The organism is Thauera sp. 28 (assembly GCF_000310145.2).
Classification (GTDB): Bacteria; Pseudomonadota; Gammaproteobacteria; order Burkholderiales; family Rhodocyclaceae; genus Thauera; species Thauera mechernichensis.
On sequence record NZ_AMXA01000029.1, the window covers coordinates 26,373 to 47,370 of the forward strand.

The window sequence follows — 20,998 nt, forward strand, 5'->3', positions numbered from 1 at the left end:
GAGCCAACATGAGAACGATCGTCTGGGGCCTATTTTTCTTAACCCTTGCCGCGTGGACGGGGATCACGGCACTCTCTGTCCATATCGTCGACTGGGTTGTGCAAAACGCGGGCAACGCGTTTCAGAATGATCCCGTGGCAGCTCTCAATGCAACAGCGTTACCGTCCTGGTTAGCGTTGTGGGTTGACCCAGCCTGGCTCGAATCGATCCAAGGTGGCCTTGTCGCTACCATCGAAGGGGCCCATCAGATCATGCCTTGGGTTGCTTCAGCCATGGACTGGCTCAGCCCTCTACTCTGGACTCTCTGGGCTTTAGGCGCGCTGATCTTGCTGATTATTACGGTTGTCGGACACCGGCTACTTGGTTCGTTTGCCACGGCAAATCGCACTTAGCAGATATCACTTCGCGCAGCGCGTCTCGCCGGATGAGCCGACCTATGCGAGCCTTCACCACAGTTCTCGATGAAGTGGTTGCCGCCCCCGAGCGTGCCCATCTGGTTCGCCCATTTTGAGAACTTGCCGAAGGCCTTGAGCAGTTGCGGGTGGCGCTCGGTCAGGGCCTTGAGGCCGGACTCGAACGGACGTACCGCTGCAGCCAAGACGCGATCGTCCGCATGCTGGTCGCGGCCGACCGGCACGTCGCGGCTGATCTGATCGAAGACCTTCTTCAGCCGCTTCTCGTCGATGTCGTTCGCGGTGAGCGACAGCCGCGCGGCGACCATGCCGCAGCCGATGTCGACACCCAACGCCGCCGGCTTGTCGGCTGCGGCCCGCGCCTCGACGAGCAGGAAATGCGTCAGCGGACTGATCAGCTGATAGGCAACCGCTAGTTCGAGCGCCTGAGGCGAGTACGGCCCCTACCGCTTGAGGAGGTCTTCGATCTGCGCCGCCACCGCCATCCGGGGGAGCGTGGCGTCATGCCGGGTCAGCTTCAGATCGGCTTTGCCGAGAAGCTCGAGCGTCCGGGCCTGCGCCGTGCTACCGAACAGACCGACCACACCGTCTCGCATCTGCGCGAAGCGCGCCCACACCGTCACTGCATCCCCGTCGAACACCGAACCTGGGAGCGCGCTCATCCACAAAAGCGTTGCGCCTACTGGCCACGCCAGCGCCAGGGACGCCATGCGCTGCGAGCGCAGGCGTGCAAACATGCGCAGGACGGCCGGTTCCACGGCCTCCCCGGTGCGGCGAAATCACACGCACCGCACGTTTCGTCGGCCAAGTGTTTCGTCGGCCAAGCGGCGCAGCACGCTAGTAAGGGATATCATCGTCGAACATAACTGTCGGCACCACAACCCCACGCGGATGCCACTCACCCTCCGACAGGTTGAAGACAAGATCGTGCTTTGTAGCCAGCAGCCAGATGATGAGCTGAGGTGACAGCCTGTCATGATTCCGGAGTGCCTCGTCCAGCCAGGGCACGCGCTGACCCTCACCAGACATCGCCTCAAACTTTTCAATCAGCACGCGGTTAAATGCCTGGCGCAGCTTAAGCGCGATCGACGCTTGCGCGTACCCGCGCATCAAATTGCAGAATGCCAAAGCGCGCACCTTCTCGTCGTCCCCTTGCCGCACCGACTCCCCAAGCGCCGCGTACGCCTTCTGCGCCCTGCTCAAAGCTATCTGTTCTTGCTCGTATTCTTGATCGAGCGACTCTGCCCTGCTGCGCATCTCGCGGGTAATCCAAGGCATCGGTTTCACATCTTGCATGTCTTGCTCTCCGTAGTGTAGTGAAATAGAGCCCCTCGAGCCGCGCTCCTTGGCGCTTCCAAGCGTGCGTTCGAGGTCACTCATACACTCGTATAGCCACCGCCTCGCGATTTCCTGCCGACCGTAGAAAAAAATCCTGACACCGAGACGTCGGGCTCACCACAGGCCGAGACGTAAGCACCCGGCGAACCCACCTTCCCCCAACCGCTTAGCCCATCGAAGATCGTGTCCATCAAGTTCGATGGTAGACACCATGGATGTCGTTATCCCGCGCCGGACTCGGGGCACGCACAGCGAAGCTTTCAAGCAGTCGGTAATTTCGGCGTGTTGTCAGCCCGCCGTGTCAGTGGCCCTATCTGTGGATCGACGCCACTTACCTGAAGGTCCGCGAGGCCGAACCGTTCTGGACGGAGTTCCTGGGCAGCCTCACGCGGCGCGGGTTGCGCAGCCTCAAGCTGGTGATCTCCGATGCCCACGAGGGGCTCAAGGCCGCCGTGCGCAAGGTGATCTCGGCCAGTTGGCAGCGTTGCCGGGTGCATTTCATGCGCAACGCGCTCGTGCACGCGCCGGCCGGGCAACGCCGTATCGTCTCCGTCCTGATCGCGACGATCTTTGCCCAGACCACCGAGCGCGCAGCGCGCGACCAATGGCGTACGGTCGCCGACCAGCTGCGTTAGCGCTTCCCGAAGGTCGCAAAGTTGATGGACGAGGCCGAGGACGACGGTAAGCGTCCGCCCACCGCAGTCTTCCCTTCAGCGTAGCGGTCGCTGACGATTGCCCCTCGGGAGGGGGCACCCAAATTTGTGCCCACGATTGCATTCATGGACACAAATTTGGATCACCGCCGCCATCGCGGCCCGCGCGGGCCGTACCGCCGCCACTCGATCGAGTTCAAGCGCACCGTCGTCGAACAGTCGCTGCAACCGGGCGCCTCCGTGTCGCGTCTCGCGCGACAGCACGACGTCAACGCCAACCAGATCTTCGCGTGGCGCAAGGCCTATCAGCAAGGTCGCCTGGGGGGAGCTGCGTTCGTGCCGATCATCCTCGCCGACACCGACGATGAGGACGGGCCCGAGATGCTCGATACCCCAGCGGCCGCGTTCGGTCGGCTGACGATCGAGCGCAAGGGCGCACGGCTGACTGTCGAAGGGCGTCCCGACGCCCAGGTGCTCGCGCAGGTTCTTGCGGTGCTGTTGCGATGATCGTCCCGCCTGCGGGCACGCGGATCTGGATCGCAGCCGGGATCACCGACATGCGGCGCGGCTTCGACGGCCTGGCCGCGCTCGTTCAGACCCAACTCCAAGCCGATCCCTTCAGCGGACAGCTCTTCGTGTTCCGGGGCCGGCGTGGAGACCGGATCAAGGTTCTGTGGTGGGACGGCGACGGGCTGTGCCTGTTCGCCAAGCGGCTCGAGCACGGTAAATTCGTCTGGCCGCAGGTGACTCATGGGACCGTGGCGCTGACGCCGGCCCAGCTGTCGATGCTGCTCGAGGGCATCGACTGGCAGCGTCCGGTCAGAACGGCGCCGAATCGCGCTGCATAGCGGCTTATAGGACCTTTTTAGCGTCATTTGGCGGCGTTTGGCGGCATGCTCCGGTATCATGTCGCCATGTCGAACACCCCTGTTTCCTCTCCTGACGAAGACATCGCCCTGCGGGCGAAGGTGAGCGAACAGGCCGCCGAGATCGAGCACCTGAAGCTGGTGATCGCCAAGCTGCGCCGCATGCAGTTCGGCCGCAGCTCGGAGCAGATGAACGAGATGCTCGGCCAGTTGGAGCTCTCGCTCGAGGAGCTCGAGACCCTGCGTGCCGAGACCCCGGCCGATCCGACGACGCCAGCCGATACGCGCGAGGCGCCCCCGCCCCGCAAACCGCTTCCTGAACATCTACCGCGCGACATCGAGGAGCACTTGCCCTCGGCGTGCGACTGCCCCACCTGCGGTGGCACGCTCAAGAAGCTGGGCGAGACCGTCAGCGAGATGCTCGAGTACGTGCCGGCGAGCTTCCGCGTGATCCGTCATGTGCGCCCGAAGTTCGCCTGCAGCCGCTGCGACACGATCGTGCAGGCGAACGCCCCCGCGCGACCGATCGCCCGGGGGCTGGCCGGCGCCGGGCTGCTGGCCCATGTGCTAGTCGCCAAGTATTGCGATCACCTGCCGCTGTACCGCCAGAGCACCATCTACGCTCGGGAGGGTGTCGAACTCGAGCGCTCCACGCTGGCCGACTGGGTGGGGCAATGCAATGCGCTGCTGCGTCCGCTGGTCGAGGCGCTGCGCAAGCATGTGCTCTCGGCCACCAAGCTGCACGCCGACGACACACCGGTGCCGGTACTCTCGCCGGGCGAAGGCCAGACCCGGACCGGTCGGCTGTGGACCTACGTGCGTGACGACGGCCCTGCAGGCGACGAGACGCCCCCGGCCGTGTGGTTCGCCTACTCGCCCAATCGCCGGGGCGAGCACCCGCAACGCCACCTCGCGCACTTCAAGGGCGTGCTGCAGGCCGACGCCTTTGCCGGATTCGCACCGCTCTATCTGGGCGGCACCATCCAGGAAGCTGCCTGCTGGGCGCATGTGCGGCGCAAGTTCTACGACCTGCACAAGGCGCAGGCCTCGCCCCTGGCGGCCGAGGCGCTCAAGCAGATCGGCATGCTGTACGCGGTGGAAGAGTCTGTTCGCGGCAAACCGCCCGAGCTGCGCCGGGCCGAGCGGCAAGCGCGCGCCGGCCCCGTCTTGGTTGCGTTGCGCGCCTGGCTCGACGTCACCCTCAAGCAACTCTCGCAGAAATCGGCCCTGGCCGAGGCGATCCGCTATGCGCTCGCCCGCTGGGACGCGCTCGTGCGCTACAGCACCAACGGGCGCATCGAGATCGACAACAACGCCGCCGAACGGGCGCTGCGTACGGTCGCCCTGGGGAGGAATTATGCGCGGCCCTCGATTATGCAAGGTTCGGTTGTAGATCCCGTCTGCGCCTGACATAGGCAGGGCTTGTAGCGCTGTCTGGCGCATTTCGACTTGCCATAAAAGATCGTGTTCTCTGTGGTTCCCTCACACCACAGGAGCACATCATGCCCACGGATCCGTGCCTGGCGACCCTAGTTCGCCGCGACTGGCTGGACGCCGGTCCGCTCGGTCACCTCATTGACCCGTACATCGGAGCGCTGCGCGGCCAGCGCTACGGCGAGCGCACCATTCGCGGCTACGTCGGCTGCCTCGCCCATTTTTGTCATTGGATGGCGTGCGACGCGATCGCATGGTCGGCACCGGAGGCTGTGTCGCTCGTCGAGCGCTTCTTGCGCGATCACCTGCCGACCTGTGTCTGTCCAGTCCCCTGCTATGGCTCGGTCGCGAGTTCGGGGGCAGCGCTGCGCCACCTCCTGAAGCTGTTGCCGGCCAGTCAGCCCACTGTGCTCACAGATCCAGTGAGGGTTGAACTGGAGCGCTTTGGTCAGTATCTCTCGAGCACCTGCGGCCTCGCGCCCGTCACCTGCGACCGACGCCTACACATCGTCGGTTGCTTTCTCGTTCGGGCGTTCGGAAGCCGGGCAGCGACGGTGTCGCAGATTGCCAGCGTGCAGTTGGATGAGTTCTTCGCGGAACTCAGCACGCACTTGCAGCCGGCATCGCTGCGGACGGCATGCAACAGCCTTCGCAGCTACTTTCGTTATCGGGCTCTGCTTGGTGACTCGACCGCCGGGCTGGCTGCAGCCTTGCCAAGAGTCGCGGATTGGCAACGCACCACCTTGCCCAAAGTCCTGTCGGACGCCGAACTTGAAGCCTTCCTGGCCACGTTCGATCTCACTGATCCAGTCGGATTGCGCGACTACGCAATTGCGCGCTGCCTGCTTGATCTGGGGCTACGGGGCCAGGAGGTGACCTACCTCACTCTGGAGTCCTTGGACTGGCGCCAGGCAACGCTGACGATCAGCGGCACCAAGAGCAAACGCGTGCAGCAGTTGCCGCTACCCGCAGTCACTGGTGAAGCGATTGCGCGCTACCTGCGCGAGGGGCGGCCGACGCAGAGTCAGAATCGCGCGCTATTCGTACGGCATCGTGCACCGTTCGATAGACCTTTGGGTGTGCCGGCGATCCGCAATGCGATGAACCGCGCCTTCGTTCGCTGCGGTTTGCGCGATCGGTTCTGCAATACCCATGTTCTTCGGCGCACGGCCGCGACCCGTTTGCATCGCGCGGGAGCCTCCATCAAGGAGATTGCCGATCTGCTGCGCCACCAAAGTCTCGATACGGCACGAGTCTACGCCCGCGTCGATCTGGTTGGCCTACGTGCCGTGGCGATGCCGTGGCCGGGGGGCACATCATGAGTGCCGCCGTGTCCTGGATCTCGCGAGTCGAGGCATACCTGGCCTATCGGCGCCGTCATGGGTTCGCACTCAGTATCGATGAAACCCAGCTCATCTCGTTTGCCCGCTTTGCCGACGGGCTCGGAACGGCAGAGTACCTGAGCGTGGCCCTTGCGATCGAATGGGCCCAGCGTTCTCGTCGCCCCAGTCCACTCAGCTGGGGGCGTCGAATCGAGGTGCTGCGAGGTTTTGCGCGCTATTGCCTGCAACTCGATTCGCGTACCGAGGTTCCGCCGCAATCGCTCTTCGGTCCGGCTCATCGGCGCTTGGTCCCTCACATCTATACCGAGGCAGAGCTGATTGCACTGCTCGAGGCGGCCAAAGGCCTGGCGCCATCGGGTGGCATGCGGCCAGCCACCTGCCGCTGTGTCTTTGGGTTGCTTGCAAGTTGCGGTCTGCGTATCTCCGAGGCGTTGGCGCTGAGCCGCAGTGACATCGACCTCGACACGGGCGTTCTTCACGTCCGGGAAGCGAAGTTCCATCAGCAGCGTCTGGTACCGCTCCACCCCAGTGTCTGCGAGGCCCTGCGGGCGTACGACGACTTGCGTGAGGCGCGCTTCCCCAGGCCGCTGTGCGACCGGTTCTTTGTGCGCGAGGACGGCCACGCGGTCAATCAGGCAGCCATCCGCTATGCACTGCAGACGCTGTGTCGGCAACTGGGTTGGCGGCCTCGTGGCGACTATCCCCATCATCGACTGCACGACTTGCGGCACACCTTCGTCGTGCGTGCCACGCTGCGCTTCTACCAGCAAGGCATCGATGTCGATCGAGCGGTCCTGGCTCTCTCTACCTACATCGGTCATGCGAAGGTCAGCGATACCTACTGGTACTTCACTGGCATTCCCGAACTGATGGCCATCGCCGCTGAACGTTTCGAGCGTTACGCAGAGGGAGCACCGCAATGAACGCCTTGCTCACCGATCCCACCGAATTCGCCTCCTTGCTCCAGCGGTTCTTTGCCGAACGGTTGCTACAGCAGAAGAATGCCAGCCCGCGAACGATTGCCGCCTACCGCGACACCTTCCGGTTGCTGTTCGGCTATGCCGAAAGAGAAAGGGGAACGCCGCCGGCCAAACTGGCGTTGAACGACTTCGATTCGACGCTGGCCCTCGACTTCCTGACCTACCTGGAAACGGAGCGTCACAACACGGTGCGCAGCCGCAACGCACGATTGGCCGCCGTTCGCGCCTTTGCCCATTACGTCGCGCTGCAATGCCCACCAGCCTTGCAGCTCATGCAGCAGATCCTGGCGATCCCAATGAAGCGTTTCGAGAAACCCCTCCTCGGGTTTCTCTCCCGCGACGAGGTTCAAGCGCTCCTCGCTGCCCCAGACACCACGACCTGGTGCGGTCTGCGCGATCGGATGATGCTCACGCTGCTCTACAACAGCGGCGCCCGCGTCTCCGAAATGATCGGCATCCGGGTCGCCGACGTCACCCTCGCAACCACGTCATCGGTGCGCCTGCATGGCAAAGGCCGCAAGCAACGAACCGTCCCCCTCTGGAAAGAGACTGCTGCCGAAATCCGGCGTTGGTTGGCGTATGCGGATCTGAGGGCTGAGCACCCACTCGTACCGACCCGCAAGGGCCTGCCGATGACACGCACGAATGTGGCTGAACGGCTTGCCCTCGCGGTCAGTGAAGCGACAGAACGATGTCCTCAACTACAAGGTCGCCGCATCTCGCCACACACATTGCGCCATACGACCGCAATGCACTTGCTACAGGCTGGCGTCGATCTCACTGTCATCGCCCTGTGGCTGGGGCACGAAAGCCCAGTCACCACCCACGGATACGTCGAGGCCGATCTCGCCATGAAGGAGCGTGCGCTGGCCACCATCGCACCGCCCGGGGCGAAACGCCAACGCTATCGCCCAACTGACGCCGTCCTCAAGTTCCTCGAAAGCCTCTGAAATTATGCAAAGCCAAACACGTGATCTTCCGCAGAGAACAGCACTCGAGGCCGAAGGGCTTGCATAATCGAGGGCCGCGCATAATTCCTCTTATGCCAACCTTTGCATAAGAGGAAGAATTACCTCTTCGCGGGCTCCGACGCCGGGGGCGAGCGCGCAGCGGCAATCTACAGTCTGATCGGCACGGCTAAGCTCAACGGCCTCGACCCCGAGGCTTACCTGCGACATGTGATCGGCCGCATCGCCGAGCATCCGGTCAATCGTGTCGATGAGCTGTTGCCGTGGAAGGTCGAACTGAAAGTGCTGGCTCCAGAGCAGAAGGCCGCTTGATGAAACATCCCAACACCGACCCGCTAGCAGCGCTCAAGAACGTGGATTGGCTGATCTCGAATGGTGGCGAGATCTCGCTCGGCGCCGTCGGGCCGGTGGAGTCTGCCGCCGTCGCGAGTGACGAGAGTGACTGCCTGGCGATGCTACAGCGCCGCGATGGCGAGTCCCTCTACCAGCTGCTGACTCGCCTCGATGCCGCCATCGCCCGTGCATGGGATGAGGGCGAGTTCACCGATGAGATCAACCCAAACCGCTGAATCACTTGCAAGACGTCGATCGTCGGACGCTTACGGACGACGTGCTCGCGCACATGAGCTTCCCGAAGGAACACAGCACCAAGATCCACAGCACCAACCCGCTCGAGCGACCCAACGGGGAGATCAAGCGCCGCACCGACGTCGTAGGAATCTTTCCGAACGAGTCCTCGATCTACCGTCTAGTAGGGGCCTTGCTGCTCCAGCAGAACGACGAATGGACACTTCAGCGCCGTTACATGACGCTGGAAACGCTCGCCGAAGTTGGTGACAACTCCAGCTTCAGCCTGCCTGCGGTCGAAGCCTGACACGTGCTCCTGCCCAACCGGAGACGATGACCCGCCGACCGCTTCTGCTGACGCTTCTTACACCCCCCGGGACTCGATCCTTGGCGGGAGTGCAGTCGTTACCGAAATTTTGTCGCAATCGACAATTTGGCCATAGCTCAGTCGCTATACGTAATGCAATGAGCACGCGGCGTAACGACAACCAAGTCCTCACTCTTTCACCGTGAGGATTTGAAAATGCAAGGACAATCACTATATATCAATGAGTTACAAAACCCTCGTTATTCGATAACGACCTTGTGTAACGACGTCATTTTTCAGGTCACCACTTCTTACGTAGTCGCGGGCTCCAACCTGGAGACCACTGAAGTGAACTTGACTTATGACGATTTGAATCAACTTCTACAAACCCATCTCGGACTTGCGGGAGACAATGCAGAGCCCGCTCCGAGCGCAACTCAACAGTTGCGTAATCACAAGTCGGCGCTCACCGGCTTCCTGGCTTCCGTGGGCAAAACGACTGACGCCCGCGTCGGCATCGAGATGACGACGCGCTTCGACGAGTCGCTACAAACCTATCTTGACTTGCTCGACGTCGCTGATTGTACGAAACGGGACCGGCGATCGTACCTACATCGGTACCGTGACCTCTTCGCCGCGCATCGCAACGAGGCGCTGAAGCCCCGGCGAAAAACCACGACCTTGAGCGAAGCGCTCAGAGAAGCGATTGCCAAAAAGGGCGTGGCACCCAAAACCCTCGCCAAGGCCGTCGGTGTAAGCACCTCGGCAATACAGCGCTATCTGGCCGGCGCAGTGCCCAACCGACGCGGCATCCCTGGCCTGCATCGCCTTGAAAACGCCCTGGGACTCGACCGCGATAGCCTCACTTCGCTCGTGAAAGACTCGGATGAGCCTGCGATTGCAGACGCGCCTGAGAACCAGGCGTTTCGGTCTCAGCAAGCGCTCCGGAGCGCAGATCCGTACTTTCTGCCAGTAGCTGCGATAAGCGAGATTTTCGAGCGCGAGTGGCGCCAGTTTCTGACGTACAAGACCACAGTCACTCCCGGCTTGGAGCGCACCGCGAAGGGCGTGTGGCGGTGCATCCCCGCGAATACGACGCCGATCGACTCTCCACTCGCGAAGGTCGGAAACACCGTCTGCCCTTCCGCAGCACTCGCACTCGAGCGGATTCGAGGATTGCTCGGCTACCTGGCACGGCCGCTCGAAATGGGTGGGCAGGGCATTCCCCTTGAGTCCGCTCAGACGCTCGCATGGCTCGCGGTGCCCTGGGCGACAAACGGGTACATGGATTTTTTGACGCAGCGCTCAGATGGACTGGTTCACGGCGGGCAGCAGTATTTTGCGGGCTTTGTCTCGTCTCTTGTGCGCCCGAAAACGGGCTACTTGAGGCAGCGGCCAGAGATGCGATACCGCCTTCCGGAAAATGTCCGACCAGAGACTCCGGAGGGCTGGGAGCGCTTGTGCGATGATGCCTATAAAGCGGCGCGGCTATGGATCCAGCATGCGAAGGACCTGAGTCGCCGTCCGGACGCGCCCATCGCATCACTGCTCGCACAAGAAAGCCCATTGCAGCCGGTCATGGCTGCCGTCGGGAGCATCGAGCAACTCGCCGCACATGCCCGCCCCGGCAGCCTTTCTCAGGCGAGGCACAAGCGCGATGCGCTGCTGCTTGCTTTTGTCATCTCCAATCCCTTGCGCCTGCGGACACTTCAGTCTCTGACATGGTCAGCGGACAACAGCGGCTCGGTCTATCGCACGCCCGGGGGCTGGAGAGTACGGCTGAGCAGATCGATGCTGAAAAATGGCGCGAGCAAGGCAGGCACACGATACGACGTCGCGATCGCGGCATGGGTCGGCGACATGATCGACGAATACGTAGAAGAGCATCGGGGCACCCTGCTTGGTGACTCCGAGAGCACGTATTTCTTCGTGAACAACCGGGAAGGAAAACCCTGGGCGCAAATGAGCGTTCATGCTCACGGCCTGACCCGACGCCACGTGCGCGGGACGCATGGTTTCAGCTTGCATGCATTCCGGCACCTCGTCGCGACCGATCTTCTCAAGCGCAATCCGAACGCAGTCATCACGGCGGCGACGCTGCTCAACGACAGCCTCGAAACAGTGATGCGTAGCTATGCACATTTGCAACGCGACGATTCATTTGTCGCGCATCACCAGCATCTCGAGACACTGCGGAACAAGGGTACGGCGAAGTAAAGGTCGCAACGTGCCACGGAAAGTGGTGCGTGGCGACCCAACAACGGGACACACGACAGGGAGGCGACTATGGGTAAGAGACTACAGATGAGCGACTATCAGCGAATTGCCGAAGAGCGGCATGGTCAGTGCATCCACCCCGCATTGCCAAAACGCCAGGAAAAAGTGTGCTGGCGATGCGCCAGGGGACACGATTTTTCGATGCGCGTCGATAACGTACAAGCCGGCGGATGGTGCCCTGTATGCTCACGCCGCCGGCCATGGACCATCGAGCTCCTGCGCGACGCATTGGTCGGTACGGGGATTCGGTGCCTGTCGCAGGAGACCGAGCTGCGAAATAATAAAGTGCCACTGCTGTGGCAGTGCGATTACGGCCACACCTGGACGACCGCGCTTGTCAATGTCATCTACCGTGAAAGCGGCTGCCCATACTGCTTGAACAAAGCCGAAGCGTGGACCCGCGAAGTTTTCGAGGACTTTTTCGACGCGCCATTTCCCAAATGCCGCCCCAAATGGCTCCATGGGCTCGAGCTATTAACCCGGCAATCAAATAGCTAAATTACTGAGCGTAGCGAACGTACTCATGGCTGAAATACGACCGCACACGATCCGGCATCGCAGCGATGCGTTCCATGCACGTACGCGCCTTCTCGAGAAGTGCGGCGGCGGTCCTGGCAATCGGCCCGGAGCGTATCGACGTTTTCAGATCCCGGTTCAGATACTCGTCGGGGTTGAGTTCCGGCGCATACGGCGGCAGGTAAAACAGCTCGATCTTCTCGGTGTTTTCGGCAGCCCACTCGCGGACACGGTTGGCGCGGTGCACGCGCAAATTGTCGACGATCAGGAACACCTTACGCTGCGCATCCTGAATCAGGTCCTTCAAGAACACGATGAAGCGCTCGGCATCGATGGCGCCCTCGAAGAACGAGAAGCGCACCAAGCCCTGGTTGGTGATCGCCGAGATCATCGATGTCGATCCGTGGCGACCGGCCGGCAGTCGAAGCTCAGGCGTCAGCCCCGCCATCGAGTAGCCGCGCACCCAGTGCGAGTCCTGGCGAATGGCGGTCTCGTCACCCCAGTAGATCTCGGCATCCTCAGTCTTGGCGCGCGCAACGATCTTCGGATACTCGTCCTCAAGCCACGCCTTGAGCCGGGCCGGATCCTGCTCAAGCGCACGCTTGACCGGCCGCTGCGGCGTGAAACCCCACCGCCGAAGGTACTCACCGACGGTGCGAATGGGCATGTCGATGCCAAAGAGCTGCTTGATGGCGAGCATCACTGCGCGACGATTCCACAGCGCAAACTCAAGCTGAAGCTGGGCGGGATTCGAGCCGATGATCTTCAAGCGCAGCTGCTCCTCTTGAACCAGCGTCAGAGTTCGTCCCGAGCCATGGCGCCGACCACGTTGCCCGCCCTTGATGACGGCGTCGAGGTCGTCAGCCTGGGCGCGCCGCGCCCATTTCAAAACGGTACCGACATGAACCCCACACACTTCAGCGATGTGCGTCCATGTATAGCCTTGCTTGCGCAGTACAAATGCTTGGCGACGAATGTGTTCCAGGGCTTCGGGCGGAAGCTTGCGGGCATCGATCTTTTCCATGCCCGAATTATATCAAAACCTATTTGATTGCCGGGTTAATAGATGGCTACTCTGCAGCGTGTGGCCGCGCTTTTGAGTATCAAGGGCGACAGCACTACCAACCGATGCCGCACATGCGCGTCGATGAGCAGCGGCTGGCGGAAATGCAGGCGCGTGATGCGCGAAAAGCGACCCTGTGCCAGGAGAACTTTGTTTTCCTCCACCCCATTCGCTTTCACCCCAGCGATTGTTATCGCAAAGACACGCTGCAAGGTTATGTCGAAAGTGAGCTTGTCGCGCAGCTGCTGATTGAGCAGAAGCAACTCGCTGACGAAAGTCACTGGCTACATGATTACTGGGCGGCGCTCGTGACCCGACCCAAAGACCACACTTTGAAGTCGGCGACAGGCCACAACTTCTTATAGCCTCGCTCCGAGGTTTCGTTACAGCCCTGGGTGGTTGTCGCGAACAGAGCGTTGCCTCCTCGGTCCGACCTTGCCGCTCGAAGCCGATGAATCGATGACGCATGAGCGCCAGAGCGCCTTGGCGCGTCAATTTTTCGAGAATCTGCTGGTGGATCCGCATAGCTCCGCTCCACCATTTTCTAGGCCGCAGCCCGTCTGGCCTTGACGAGTTCCTCATCAGTCGGGTTGTAGTAGCGCATGGCCATCTGAACGGTTTTCCAGCCCATGATCTTCGCCAGAGTCACCATGGGCATATGGGGGGCAAGTCGGCTCGCCGCTTCATGTCTCAAATCGTGAAATCGCAGATCTTCGATCTTGGCTCGCTTGCAGGCACGCTCAAAGGCCTTGCCAAGAACGTTGCCGGTCGGGAAGGCGCAGCCGAACACTTTGCCCGAAATATCCCTCGGCAACGACTCCAGAATCTGCAGCGCGCGCATCGAGAGCGGAACAGAGACCAACTCCTGCTCATGCAGTTCTTCTTTCGTCATGACCTTGACGACGCCTTTTTGCAAGTTGACCTGATTCCACCGCATGGTTGCCAGGCGGTCTTCGCGAATACCGGTCTCAACGGCCAACTCGATGGCGGCGACCAGCATGTGCGGATAGGCGCGCGCTTCCCCGGCTGCAGCCAGGAGACGATCTTCCTCGTCACCCATCAAGCGGCGGTCACGACCGGAAGGCGTTTTGGGAGGGCGAATACCCTTGATCAGGTTGGGCAGCGGCATCGACCAGTCTTTGGAGGCGTGATTGAAGACTGCACTGATCAAGGCGAGTTCGAGCCGAACTGTGTGCGCACTGACCACTTTCAGACGCGCGTTGCGGTAGTCGGCAAAATCCTTCGACCGCAGACTGGCCAGGCTCCTCTTGGCCAGCGGGTGGGACATCCAGTGACGAATACGCCCCTTCTCTTGTCTTGCCCCGAGCTTTTCTACGGTAACTTCCTCTCCGTAGCGCTCGAGCAACTCGGCGAGCGTCGTTCGCTCAAGCTCGCTTCGATCGGTGAACACGCCGCGAATCATCTCGGATTCAACGACCTTCGCCCAGTCTTTCGCTTCGCGCTCGGACTCGAAGGTTTTGCACTGTTTTGGGAAACCTTTGCGGCGGATAGTGACCTGGTACTGATAGTCACCGCGCTTCACGATACTGGCCATAAACCTTGCTCCATCAGAATGAATGAGGCGAGGTATAGGCATCACATCGGCAATTACTGCGCGAGTGCTGCAAAAGTGCTGCAAAAACCCTAGAATGCGCGCTCCCAGCAAGGGGGGCAACTTTCTAAGCTTTTGATTTTATTGATGGTGCCGGGAGGGGGACTCGAACCCCCACACCTTGCGGCGGCGGATTTTGAATCCGCTGCGTCTACCGATTCCGCCATCCCGGCCAGGGACGCGCATTATGTCCGAACAATCCTCACCCCGGCAAGCACGCTGCTGACCGGTGCATCACGCGACGACGGCAACACGGCAAGTGAAAGCCGCCGACGTGGCACCAACCGCAACAGATCCTGGCTTCAAGAATCCATCATGCCCCTGACTCTCAGCGATTTCGATTACATCCTTCCCGCGGAACTGATCGCGCAAGCCCCCCTTGCAGAGCGCAGCGCCAGCCGCCTGCTTGTGCTCACCCCCGAGGCCGGCTCGGCACCGGTGCTCGCCGACGCCTGCTTCACCGACCTGCCGGACCTCGTTCGCCCTGGCGACCTGCTCGTCTTCAACGACACCCGCGTCATCCACGCTCGCCTGCACGGGGTCAAGGACAGCGGCGGGCAGGTCGAGGTCCTGATCGAACGCGCGGTCGGCCCGCACGAAGCACTCGCGCAGGTGCGTGCAAGCAAGTCGCCCAAGACAGGCGCCCGGCTGCATCTCGCCGACGCCTTCGATGTCGAGGTACTCGGTCGTGTCGGCGAATTCTTCCACCTGCGCTTTCCCGCCGGCGAAGACCTCTTCGAATTACTCGAGCGCCATGGCAAGCTCCCCTTGCCGCCCTACATCCAGCGCGCCGCCGGCGACGCCGATGAAAGCCGCTACCAGACGGTCTATGCGCGCGACCCGGGGTCAGTCGCCGCCCCCACGGCCGGACTCCATTTCGATCAGGCCTTGCTCGACCGCCTTGTCGAGCGCGGCGTGCGCTGCGCCTGGCTGACCCTGCACGTGGGCGCCGGCACCTTCCAGCCAGTTCGTGTCGACGACCTCGGCGAGCACCGCATGCACCGCGAGCGCTACGTGATCCCTCAGGAAACCGTGGACGCCATCGCCGCAACCCGCGCCGCCGGCGGACGCGTCATCGCGGTCGGCACCACCAGCATGCGCGCACTCGAGGCCGCTGCACAGGAAGGCGCCCTCGAGGCCGGCAGCGGCGAGACCGAAATCTTCATCCTGCCCGGCTTTCGCTTCCAGGTGATCGATGCGCTCATCACCAACTTCCATCTGCCCAAGTCCACCCTGATGATGCTGGTGTCGGCCTTCGCCGGCATGGACAGCATCCGCCGCGCCTACGCCCACGCCGTCGCCCAGCGCTACCGCTTCTTCAGCTACGGCGACGCGATGTTCATCACCCGCCGCAACGAAGCCGAGAACGACAAGCTCAACAATGCAATTTGAACTCCTCACCACCGACGGCGGCGCCCGCCGCGGCCGCCTTACCCTTGCCCACGGCACGGTCGAGACACCGGTCTTCATGCCCGTCGGCACTTACGGCACGGTCAAAGCGATGACGCCGGCCATGCTCGCTGACATCGGCGCGCAGATCTGCCTGGGCAACACCTTCCACCTCTGGCTGCGCCCGGGCCTGGACATCGTCGCCGCACACCAAGGCCTGCACCGCTTCATGGCCTGGGACAAGCCCATCCTCACCGACTCGGGCGGCTTCCAGGTGTTCAGCCTGGGCGCGCTGCGCAAGATCACCGAGGAAGGGGTCAAGTTCGCCAGCCCGATCGACGGCGCAAAGCTGTTCCTGACACCCGAGATCTCGATGCAGATCCAGACCGTGCTCAACTCGGACATCGTGATGATCTTCGACGAATGCACGCCCTACCCCGCCACTCGCGACGAGGCGGCGAAGTCGATGCGCCTGTCGCAGCGCTGGGCGAAGCGCTCGCGCGACGAGTTCGACCGCCTGGGCAACACCAACGCGTTGTTCGGCATCGTCCAGGGCGGCATGTACGAAGACCTCCGCGACGAGTCGCAGGGCGCACTCGAAGACATCGGCTTTCACGGCTTCGCCATCGGTGGCCTGTCGGTGGGCGAACCCAAGGACGACATGGCGCGCATCCTCGCCCACACCGCACCACGCCTGCCGCAGGGCAAGCCGCGCTACCTCATGGGCGTGGGCACACCCGAGGACATCGTCGACGGCGTGATCGCCGGCATCGACATGTTCGACTGCGTGATGCCCACCCGCAACGCCCGCAACGGCTGGCTGTTCACCCGCTACGGCGACATCAAGATCAAGAACGCCGTTCACAAGGCCGACACCCGGCCGCTCGACCCCTCGTGCGATTGCTACACCTGCCGCAACTTCAGCCGCGCCTACCTGCACCATCTGCACCGCACCAGCGAGATCCTCGGCAGCATGCTCAACACGGTGCACAACCTGCGCTACTACCAGACCCTGACCGCCGAGTTGCGCGATTCGATCGCTGCGGGCGAGCTGGACGCCTACGTGCGGCGCTTCCGCGCCGAACGCGCCACCGGTACGCAGTGAAGGAACCACTCGCCCTGCGGAGGCATCTGATCCACCCGGGCGCTCGCCCCGCTGCTGTTATAATCGAGCGCTTTTTTGCCAATCTGGAGTTATCAACGTGCTGATTTCCAATGCCTATGCCCAAGCTGCGGGCGGCGACCCCAGCGGCGGCCTGATGGGCCTGCTGCCCCTGATCCTGATGTTCGTGGTGCTGTGGTTCCTGATGATCCGCCCGCAGATGAAGCGCGCGAAGGAGCACAAGGCCATGGTCGAAGCCCTCGCCAAGGGCGACGAGGTGGTGACCGGCGGCGGCATCGCCGGCCGCGTGACCGAAGTCGGCGACAGCTTCGTGCAGCTCGAGATCGCCAACAACACCGTGGTCGCCGTGCAGAAGCAGGCCGTCGCCACCGTGCTGCCCAAGGGCACGCTGAAGTCGCTGTAAGCCTTGCACGCGCCGGCCGGCACCCAGCCCGCCGGCGCGTTTCGCATCACCCCACCCGCTGCACGATGTGCAGCCCGCTTCGCGGCCCCGCCGGTGCCCCGCACCGCGAACAACCGCAACGCCCCCCACACCTCTCCCGACGACGATGAACCGCTACCCCCTCTGGAAGAACGCCCTGATCGTCCTCGTGCTGCTCTGGGGCCTGCTCTACACCCTGCCCAACTTCTATGGTGAAGTCCCGGCGGTGCAGGTCTCGAGCGCCAAGGCCACGCTCAAGCTCGACCCGGCAAGCACCACCGACCGCCTCAACAGCGCCCTGCGCGAGGCCGGTCTGGCCCACACCGGGATCTTCTCGGACGCCACCAGCGTGCGCGCCCGCTTTGCCGACACCGAGCAGCAGCTGCGCGCCAAGGACGTGATCGAGCAGGTCTTCAACCCCGACCCGGCCGACCCCTCCTATGTCGTCGCGCTCAACCTGCTGTCGGCCTCGCCCAACTGGCTGACCTCGATCAAGGCCCTGCCGATGTACCTCGGCCTCGACCTGCGCGGCGGGGTGCACTTCCTGCTCGAGGTGGACATGCCGGGTGCGCTCGTCAAGCGCCTGGACTCGACCACGGGCGACCTGCGCACCCTGATGCGCGACAAGAGCGTGCGCCACGCCGGCATCACCCGCGAGGGCAACACCGTCGTCATCCGCTTCCGTGACGCCGAACAGCGCGAGGCGGGCCGCCGCGCCATCCAGGACGCCACCAACGACCTGCAGCTCGCCGACCGCGACGACGCCGCCGACGACCTCAAGCTCGTCGCCACGCTGACCGCGCAGGCGCAGCAGACGATGCGCGACTTCGCCATCAAGCAGAACATCACCACCCTGCACAACCGCATCAACGAGCTCGGCGTCGCCGAGCCAGTGATCCAGCAACAGGGCGCCGAGCGCATCGTGGTACAGCTGCCCGGCGTGCAGGACGTGGCCAAGGCCAAGGACATCCTCGGCCGCACCGCCACGCTCGAGGTGCGCATGGTCGATGACACCCCGGGCGCCGTCGAGCAGGCCCTGGCGGGCAACGTGCCGTTCGGCACCGAACTCTACACCGAGCGCGGCGGCGCCCCGCTGCTGGTCAGCCGCCAGGTGGTGCTGACCGGCGACCGCCTCACCGACGCCCAGCCCGGCTTCGACGGCCAGACCAACGAGCCTGCGGTGCACCTGACGCTGGACGCCGCTGGCGCCCGCATCTTCCGCGACGTCACGCGCGAGAGCGTCGGCAAGCGCATGGCCATCCTGCTGTTCGAGAAGGGCAAGGGCGAGGTCGTCACTGCGCCGGTGATCCGCAGCGAGATCGGCGGCGGGCGTGTACAGATCTCGGGCCGCATGACCACGGCCGAAGCCAACGACGTCGCCCTGCTGCTGCGCGCCGGCAGTCTGGCAGCGCCGATGGAGATCATCGAGGAGCGCACCGTCGGCCCCAGCCTGGGCGCCGAGAACATCACCAAGGGCTCGAACTCGGTGATCTGGGGCTTCCTCGCCATCGCCGTATTCATGATCGCGTACTACACCCTGTTCGGCCTGGTGTCGGTGATCGCGCTCACTTTCAACCTCGTGCTGCTGATCGCGCTGCTGTCGCTGCTGCAGGCTACCCTGACCCTGCCCGGCATCGCCGCCATGGCGCTGACCCTGGGCATGGCGATCGACGCCAACGTGCTGATCAACGAGCGCATCCGCGAGGAACTGCGCAACGGCGCCAGCCCGCAGGCGGCGATCTCGGCCGGCTACGACCGCTCCTTCGACACCATCCTGGACGCCAACATCACCACCCTGATCGCAGGTATCGCACTGCTGGTGTTCGGCTCCGGCCCGGTGCGCGGCTTCGCCGTGGTGCACTGCCTGGGCATCCTGACCTCGATGTTCAGCGCCATTCTGGTGTCGCGCATGATCATCAACTTCATCTACGGCCGCCAGCGCAAGATCACCAAGCTGCATCTGGGCCAGTCGGCGAACTAAGGGACAAGGGCAGACAAGACCATGGAATTCTTCCGTCAGCGAACCGACATCCCCTTCATGCGCCATGCGCTGAAGTTCAACCTTTTCTCCAGCCTCGCCTTCGTGCTCGCGGTGTTCTTCATCGTGCTGCGCGGGCTCAACCTGTCGGTGGAATTTACCGGCGGCACGCTGATCGAGGTCGGCTACGCCGAGCCGCCGCGCATCGAGGACATCCGCCAGGCGCTCGCGCGCGACGGCTACCCCGATGCGCAGGTGCAGAACTTCGGCAGTGCGCGCGAGATCCTGATCCGCATGCCCAACCGCGAGGACCTCGACACCAGCCGCATCTCCGAGCGGGTCATGGCCACGCTGCAAGCCACCGAAGGCCCCCAGCCCGAACTGCGCCGGGTGGAATTCGTCGGCCCGCAGGTCGGCAAGGAACTGGCCACCGATGGCGCAATGGCGCTGCTGCTGGTGATCATCGGCATCGTGATCTACCTGGCAATGCGCTTCGAGTGGCGCTTCGCGGTGTCCGCGATCATTGCCAACCTTCACGACGTGATCATCATCGTCGGCTTCTTCGCCTTCTTCCAGTGGGAGTTCTCGCTGCCGGTGCTGGCGGCGGTGCTGGCGGTGCTGGGCTATTCGGTAAACGAATCGGTGGTGGTGTTCGACCGCGTGCGCGAGACCTTCAAGAAGAAGCGTGCCATGGACACGCCGGCAGTGCTGGACCATGCGATCACGGCGATGATCTCGCGTACCGTGATCACCCACGGCAGTACCTTGATGATGGTGGTGTCCATGCTGATCTTCGGCGGCGAGACGCTGTATTACTTCGCACTCGCCCTGACCATCGGGATCTGCTTCGGCATCTACTCGTCGATCTTCGTCGCCAGCCCGCTGGTGATGTGGCTGGGCGTGTCGCGCGAGCAGTTCATCAAGCCGAAGAAGGAAAAGGAAGAGGCGGTGGTCTGAGCCCACGCGGGCTTCCTGAAAAAAGAAAGGCGCCTACGGGCGCCTTTCTCTTTCTAGTGGCCTCGGCCTTCGCGGCCACGCACCCCGCGTAGGAGCGGCGCCAGCCGCGAGGGGTTGAAGGCGAAATGCGTTGGGCGGGTGCGATGAAAGACTCGCGGCGGGCGCCGCTCCTACAGCAAGGGCTACCGCGGCGCCCCCGCGGCCGCGAGCTTGAACAAGATCGGCCGCCTGGATCGCCACAAGCAGAGCGCTTCGCGTGCCGACTTGTAACCCCAGCCCTCAAACTGCAAAAACCTGCTTGACCGTGAGCGTCTCGCCGCGCTCGATGAGACCGATCAGACGGTCGATGTTGGGGTGCTTGCCTGGGTTGCTGCGGGCGTCCTCGGTGTGCTCGGCGTAGAGCTCCAGCCCTTTCCTGGCCGCTTCCGGGCTGATCGCGCCGTAGAGCTGGGCGAGGTGGTTGTACACCACCAGCGAGCCGGCCTGACCGGGCTTGTTCTCGATGGTGGCGACGACCGCAGCCGCGGTATCGATGAGGTTGAGTGCGGCGAGATGAGAAACGCCGGGCAGTGTCTTAAGGTTGTCGGCGAAAGCCATTCGGTGTTCCATTCTTTGTGAGCGTGCTCAATGCCGGGACCGGCAGCAGGCACGGGGAGTAAGTTGCGTTGGGCGCGGCGTGAGCCGCGACCTTCCTGGGCGTGGCCCCGACCATGTCGCCTGCACCCCCTCGCGGCTGGCGCCGCTCCTACGGGGCGATCGACCGCGGCGGGGTGCCGTAGGAGCGGCGCCAGCC

The 20,998-nt window shown here is 63.1% G+C and carries 21 protein-coding genes, 1 tRNA gene and 4 pseudogenes; 19 read left to right on the forward strand and 7 right to left on the reverse strand.

Annotated features, from left to right (window positions below; genetic code table 11):
• The first annotated feature begins 8 nt into the window (after positions 1–8).
• A complete protein-coding gene (locus C662_RS16035; protein ID WP_002931420.1) occupies positions 9–392 on the forward strand; it encodes a hypothetical protein in 384 nt (127 codons plus the stop codon).
• Here the strand turns inward: C662_RS16035 and C662_RS20455 are convergent.
• From C662_RS20455 to C662_RS16050, 3 genes are all read right to left on the reverse strand, one after another.
• A complete protein-coding gene (locus tag C662_RS20455; protein WP_002931421.1) occupies positions 389–745 on the reverse strand; it encodes an RtcB family protein in 357 nt (118 codons plus the stop codon). The genes C662_RS16035 and C662_RS20455 overlap by 4 nt on opposite strands.
• Positions 746–856: 111 nt before the next feature.
• Positions 857–1,171, reverse strand: coding sequence for a hypothetical protein (locus C662_RS20580; RefSeq protein WP_002931425.1), 315 nt, complete (start codon positions 1,169–1,171; stop codon positions 857–859).
• A 79-nt stretch (positions 1,172–1,250) separates the two neighbouring features.
• On the reverse strand, positions 1,251–1,709 hold the full coding sequence (locus tag C662_RS16050; RefSeq protein WP_002931427.1) for a hypothetical protein: 459 nt from the start codon (positions 1,707–1,709) through the stop codon (positions 1,251–1,253).
• Positions 1,710–2,053: 344 nt separating this feature from the next.
• On the opposite strand from C662_RS16050, the pseudogene C662_RS16055 reads away from it, so the two are divergent.
• From C662_RS16055 to C662_RS20365, 12 genes and pseudogenes are all read left to right on the forward strand, one after another.
• Positions 2,054–2,383 (forward strand): annotated as a pseudogene (locus C662_RS16055) (transposase); the annotation flags it as partial.
• Positions 2,384–2,530: 147 nt separating this feature from the next.
• Entirely contained in the window at positions 2,531–2,911 is a 381-nt protein-coding gene (gene tnpA, locus C662_RS16060; protein ID WP_002931430.1) for an IS66-like element accessory protein TnpA, read from the forward strand.
• Complete coding sequence (gene tnpB, locus C662_RS16065; protein WP_002931440.1) at positions 2,908–3,252, forward strand: IS66 family insertion sequence element accessory protein TnpB; 345 nt, start codon at positions 2,908–2,910, stop codon at positions 3,250–3,252. Before tnpA ends, tnpB begins: the two co-directional genes overlap by 4 nt.
• Before the next feature lie 66 nt (positions 3,253–3,318).
• A pseudogene (tnpC, locus tag C662_RS16070) lies at positions 3,319–4,629 on the forward strand (IS66 family transposase); the annotation flags it as partial.
• 143 nt (positions 4,630–4,772) lie between these two features.
• A complete protein-coding gene (locus C662_RS16075; protein WP_002931442.1) occupies positions 4,773–6,026 on the forward strand; it encodes a tyrosine-type recombinase/integrase in 1,254 nt (417 codons plus the stop codon).
• On the forward strand, positions 6,023–6,970 hold the full coding sequence (locus C662_RS16080) for a tyrosine-type recombinase/integrase (protein WP_002931443.1): 948 nt from the start codon (positions 6,023–6,025) through the stop codon (positions 6,968–6,970). Before C662_RS16075 ends, C662_RS16080 begins: the two co-directional genes overlap by 4 nt.
• Positions 6,967–7,977 carry a tyrosine-type recombinase/integrase gene (locus C662_RS16085; protein WP_002931445.1) on the forward strand — a complete coding sequence of 337 codons (1,011 nt, stop codon included), beginning with the start codon at positions 6,967–6,969 and terminating at the stop codon, positions 7,975–7,977. Before C662_RS16080 ends, C662_RS16085 begins: the two co-directional genes overlap by 4 nt.
• A gap of 111 nt (positions 7,978–8,088) precedes the next feature.
• Positions 8,089–8,307 (forward strand): annotated as a pseudogene (locus C662_RS16090) (transposase domain-containing protein); the annotation flags it as partial.
• Positions 8,307–8,564 (forward strand): hypothetical protein, encoded by a 258-nt coding sequence (locus tag C662_RS16095; RefSeq protein ID WP_002931451.1) that lies wholly within the window; start codon positions 8,307–8,309, stop codon positions 8,562–8,564. The pseudogene C662_RS16090 and the gene C662_RS16095, both read left to right, overlap by 1 nt.
• 38 nt (positions 8,565–8,602) lie before the next feature.
• Positions 8,603–8,869 (forward strand): annotated as a pseudogene (locus tag C662_RS16100) (transposase); the annotation flags it as partial.
• Positions 8,870–9,085: 216 nt separating this feature from the next.
• Positions 9,086–11,086: a hypothetical protein gene (locus C662_RS19810; protein WP_002931454.1), complete on the forward strand. Its 2,001-nt coding sequence runs from the start codon at positions 9,086–9,088 to the stop codon at positions 11,084–11,086.
• An 87-nt stretch (positions 11,087–11,173) separates the two neighbouring features.
• Positions 11,174–11,644 carry a zinc-ribbon domain-containing protein gene (locus tag C662_RS20365; protein ID WP_157354581.1) on the forward strand — a complete coding sequence of 157 codons (471 nt, stop codon included), beginning with the start codon at positions 11,174–11,176 and terminating at the stop codon, positions 11,642–11,644.
• A 1-nt stretch (position 11,645) separates the two neighbouring features.
• On the opposite strand, the gene C662_RS16110 is transcribed toward C662_RS20365, so the two are convergent.
• Positions 11,646–12,686: an IS630 family transposase gene (locus C662_RS16110; RefSeq protein ID WP_002924806.1), complete on the reverse strand. Its 1,041-nt coding sequence runs from the start codon at positions 12,684–12,686 to the stop codon at positions 11,646–11,648.
• Positions 12,687–12,799: 113 nt separating this feature from the next.
• Here C662_RS16110 and C662_RS20370 point away from each other — a divergent pair, with 113 nt between their 5' ends.
• Positions 12,800–13,090: a hypothetical protein gene (locus C662_RS20370; protein ID WP_157354582.1), complete on the forward strand. Its 291-nt coding sequence runs from the start codon at positions 12,800–12,802 to the stop codon at positions 13,088–13,090.
• 179 nt (positions 13,091–13,269) lie between these two features.
• Here C662_RS20370 and C662_RS16120 read toward each other — a convergent pair whose 3' ends face one another.
• Both C662_RS16120 and C662_RS16125 read right to left on the reverse strand, forming a co-directional pair.
• Complete coding sequence (locus C662_RS16120; protein WP_002931456.1) at positions 13,270–14,280, reverse strand: tyrosine-type recombinase/integrase; 1,011 nt, start codon at positions 14,278–14,280, stop codon at positions 13,270–13,272.
• Between the two features lie 145 nt (positions 14,281–14,425).
• Positions 14,426–14,510: transfer RNA gene (locus C662_RS16125), tRNA-Leu, on the reverse strand.
• Between the two features lie 142 nt (positions 14,511–14,652).
• On the opposite strand from C662_RS16125, the gene queA reads away from it, so the two are divergent.
• The 5 genes from queA (at position 14,653) to secF (ending at position 20,205) form a co-directional block, all read left to right on the forward strand.
• Positions 14,653–15,729 carry a tRNA preQ1(34) S-adenosylmethionine ribosyltransferase-isomerase QueA gene (gene queA / locus C662_RS16130; protein WP_002931457.1) on the forward strand — a complete coding sequence of 359 codons (1,077 nt, stop codon included), beginning with the start codon at positions 14,653–14,655 and terminating at the stop codon, positions 15,727–15,729.
• Positions 15,719–16,831, forward strand: a complete 1,113-nt coding sequence (tgt, locus tag C662_RS16135; protein WP_002931458.1) for a tRNA guanosine(34) transglycosylase Tgt — start codon at positions 15,719–15,721, stop codon at positions 16,829–16,831. Before queA ends, tgt begins: the two co-directional genes overlap by 11 nt.
• Positions 16,832–16,928: 97 nt before the next feature.
• Entirely contained in the window at positions 16,929–17,252 is a 324-nt protein-coding gene (gene yajC, locus C662_RS16140) for a preprotein translocase subunit YajC (RefSeq protein ID WP_002931459.1), read from the forward strand.
• Between the two features lie 145 nt (positions 17,253–17,397).
• Positions 17,398–19,251 (forward strand): protein translocase subunit SecD, encoded by a 1,854-nt coding sequence (secD, locus tag C662_RS16145; RefSeq protein WP_002931463.1) that lies wholly within the window; start codon positions 17,398–17,400, stop codon positions 19,249–19,251.
• Between the two features lie 21 nt (positions 19,252–19,272).
• A complete protein-coding gene (secF, locus tag C662_RS16150; RefSeq protein WP_002931469.1) occupies positions 19,273–20,205 on the forward strand; it encodes a protein translocase subunit SecF in 933 nt (310 codons plus the stop codon).
• Between the two features lie 279 nt (positions 20,206–20,484).
• On the opposite strand, the gene C662_RS16155 is transcribed toward secF, so the two are convergent.
• Entirely contained in the window at positions 20,485–20,802 is a 318-nt protein-coding gene (locus C662_RS16155) for a DUF2322 family protein (RefSeq protein WP_002931470.1), read from the reverse strand.
• Positions 20,803–20,998 lie beyond the last annotated feature (196 nt).